The organism is Streptomyces sp. 13-12-16 (assembly GCF_002114215.1).
Lineage (GTDB): Bacteria > Actinomycetota > Actinomycetes > Streptomycetales > Streptomycetaceae > Streptomyces.
Genome location: NZ_NCTE01001466.1, coordinates 1 through 3,060 on the forward strand (window position 1 = coordinate 1; position 3,060 = coordinate 3,060).

Annotated in this window: 2 protein-coding genes and 1 pseudogene; all 3 read right to left on the reverse strand. The window is 70.2% G+C overall.

Annotated elements, in window-relative coordinates; translation table 11 throughout:
• Positions 1–226 precede the first annotated feature (226 nt).
• The gene (gene sucD / locus B7767_RS42785; RefSeq protein ID WP_030871259.1) at positions 227–1,111 is read right to left on the reverse strand and encodes a succinate--CoA ligase subunit alpha; all 885 of its coding nucleotides are present in this window, start codon (positions 1,109–1,111) and stop codon (positions 227–229) included.
• Positions 1,112–1,132: 21 nt separating this feature from the next.
• The gene (sucC, locus tag B7767_RS42790) at positions 1,133–2,311 is read right to left on the reverse strand and encodes an ADP-forming succinate--CoA ligase subunit beta (RefSeq protein WP_030871256.1); all 1,179 of its coding nucleotides are present in this window, start codon (positions 2,309–2,311) and stop codon (positions 1,133–1,135) included.
• A 532-nt stretch (positions 2,312–2,843) separates the two neighbouring features.
• Positions 2,844–3,060, reverse strand: a pseudogene (locus B7767_RS47575) (hypothetical protein); the annotation flags it as partial.

A 3,060-nucleotide genomic window follows, 5' to 3' on the forward strand; every position in this document is an offset into this window, starting at 1 on the left:
GGTGCGGGGCGTTCCGCCGCGGGTGGCGCCCGGCCCCCTCTCGGAGGACGAGCGGGAGCTGCGCGACCGGCTGCGGGAGGCGCTGCCGCGGGGACCGGAACGGCTGGCGCCGCAGGTGCGGTGACCCGGGGCGGAGACGACGGTGGGCCCGTCCCCACTGCGGGGAACGGGCCCACCCGTACGGTGTCGCTCCGCACCGGTGACCCGGCTGCGGCTCGGCCGTGGTTCAGCCGGCGAGGATCGCGCGCGCCAGCTTCGCCGTCTCGGTCGGGGTCTTGCCGACCTTGACGCCGGCGGCCTCGAGGGCCTCCTTCTTCGCGGCGGCCGTGCCGGAGGAACCGGAGACGATGGCGCCGGCGTGGCCCATGGTCTTGCCCTCGGGCGCGGTGAAGCCCGCGACGTAGCCGACGACCGGCTTCTTCACGTTCTCCTTGATGAACGCCGCGGCCCGCTCCTCGGCGTCGCCGCCGATCTCACCGATCATCACGATCAGGTCGGTGTCGGGGTCGGCCTCGAACGCGGCGAGCGCGTCGATGTGCGTGGTGCCGATGACCGGGTCGCCGCCGATGCCCACGGCGGAGGAGAAGCCGATGTCACGCAGCTCGTACATCATCTGGTACGTCAGCGTGCCGGACTTCGAGACCAGGCCGATGCGGCCCGGCTTGGTGATGTCGCCCGGGATGATGCCGGCGTTCGACTGGCCGGGGGTGATCAGACCCGGGCAGTTCGGGCCGATGATCCGGGTCTTGTTGCCCTTCTCCACGGCGTACGCGTAGAAGGCGGCGGAGTCGTGCACCGCGATGCCCTCGGTGATGACGACCGCGAGCGGGATCTCGGCGTCGATGGCCTCGACGACGGCGGCCTTGGCGAAGGCCGGCGGCACGAAGAGGACGGACACGTTCGCGCCCGTCTTCTCCATCGCCTCGGCGACCGTGCCGAAGACCGGGATCTCGTTGCCGTCGATGTCGACGGAGGTGCCGGCCTTGCGGGGGTTCACGCCACCGACGATGTTCGTGCCGTCGGCCAGCATGAGCTTGGTGTGCTTCATGCCCGTGGCACCGGTCATGCCCTGGACGATGACCTTGCTGTCCTTGTTGAGGAAGATAGCCATGGCTGTCTTAGTCCCTCTTCCTTACTTCGCAGCCGCGAGCTCGGCGGCCTTGTCGGCCGCGCCGTCCATGGTGTCCACGCGCTGCACCAGCGGGTGGTTGGCGTCGGAGAGGATCTTGCGACCCAGCTCGGCGTTGTTGCCGTCGAGGCGGACGACGAGGGGCTTGGTGACTTCCTCGCCCTTGTCCTTCAGCAGCTGCAGCGCCTGCACGATGCCGTTGGCGACCTCGTCGCACGCGGTGATGCCGCCGAAGACGTTGACGAAGACGGACTTGACGTCCGGGTCGCCGAGGATGATCTCCAGGCCGTTCGCCATGACGGCGGCGGAGGCGCCACCACCGATGTCGAGGAAGTTGGCGGGCTTGACGCCGCCGTGCGCCTCACCGGCGTAGGCGACGACGTCCAGGGTGCTCATGACGAGACCCGCGCCGTTGCCGATGATGCCGACCTCACCGTCGAGCTTGACGTAGTTGAGGTTCTTCTCCTTGGCGGCCGCCTCGAGCGGGTTGGCCGAGGCCTTGTCCTGGAGGGCCTCGTGCTCCGGCTGGCGGAACTCGGCGTTCTCGTCCAGGGAGACCTTGCCGTCCAGGGCGATGACGTCACCGGAGGCGACCTTGGCCAGCGGGTTGACCTCGACGAGGAGCGCGTCCTCGGCGACGAAGGTCTTCCACAGGGTGACCAGGACGTCGGCGACCTTGTCGGCGACCTCGGCCGGGAAGTTCGCGGCCTCGACGATCTCGCGGGCCTTGGCGGGGGTCACGCCCTCGTTGGCGTCGATCGGCGTCTTGGCGACGGCCTCGGGGCGGGTGGCCGCCACCTCCTCGATCTCCATGCCGCCCTCGACGGAGGCGATGGAGAGGAAGGTGCGGTTGGCACGGTCGAGGAGGAAGGAGACGTAGTACTCCTCGACGATCTCCGGGGCGGTCTCGGCGATCATCACCTTGTGGACCGTGTGGCCCTTGATGTCCATGCCGAGGATGTTGGTCGCGTGCTCGACCGCCTCGTCGGGGGTGGCGGCGAGCTTGACGCCGCCGGCCTTGCCGCGGCCACCGACCTTCACCTGGGCCTTGACGACGGACTTGCCACCGAGACGCTCAGTGGCTGCGCGGGCCGCCTCAGGCGTGTCGATGACTTCACCGGCCAGCACCGGTACATCGTGCTTGGCGAAGAGGTCCCTCGCCTGGTACTCGAACAGGTCCACGCGCTTCCGTCCCTATCAGTGATCTCGCGGTTCGTTGGATGCGTGGGCGTGCCGCGAAGGGCAACGTGACGTCCGCTGTGTCACAAGGGAGGCGCACACGGTGTCCGAGCGCGCGGCATGTCCGTCTCGCAGGTTATCGCCGCTTGGGGGACCTCTCTAAATCGCGGGTCACACGTGAGCGGTGATACCTGTCACATGATGCCTCCATCTCTGGCACGGCGTGCCGGGCGTGAGGGGCCTCACCGGGCTGGGGTTGGCCCGGTGAGGCCCTTTCGAACAGCCCGGAGGGGCGGTGAACGCCTTGTTCCTCCGGGATGCGGGGTGACCGGCCCCCACCCCAATGGGGGCCGGCCGCCCCTCCACGAGGTTCCGACCGGACAGACCGACGGCTTTCGGCTGTCCGGGTCCTGATGCCCCGCGGAGTCCTTTGTTACCCGCGAGTCAAGTACGGGTGGGGCGCGGAGGGTGCCGGACGGGCAGGCCGCTGCGCCGCCCTCGCGCACACGCGTCCGCGGCGAGGGAGGGGCCGGCCCTAGGCGGGTGAGACCGGAACGTCCCGGTACGGATCCCGTGCACCGGTCGCCTCGGCGCACTCGGCGGCGCCGGGTACGAGCCGGAGCGGCGGCCGGTGATGCGCGGTGACGGTGCAGGCGTCACCGTGGCGCGGCGTGCCGTGGTCCACGGCCGAGCGGCTGCCCGTCGTACCGTCCGGCTGACCGGCGGGGGCGCCGGGAGCGTGCGGTGCGGGG

What these genes read in the sequence shown, in the direction of transcription:
- sucD (WP_030871259.1), bottom strand. Translation starts at nt 1,111, where the DNA reads ATGGCTATCTTCCTCAACAAGGACAGCAAGGTCATCGTCCAGGGCATG.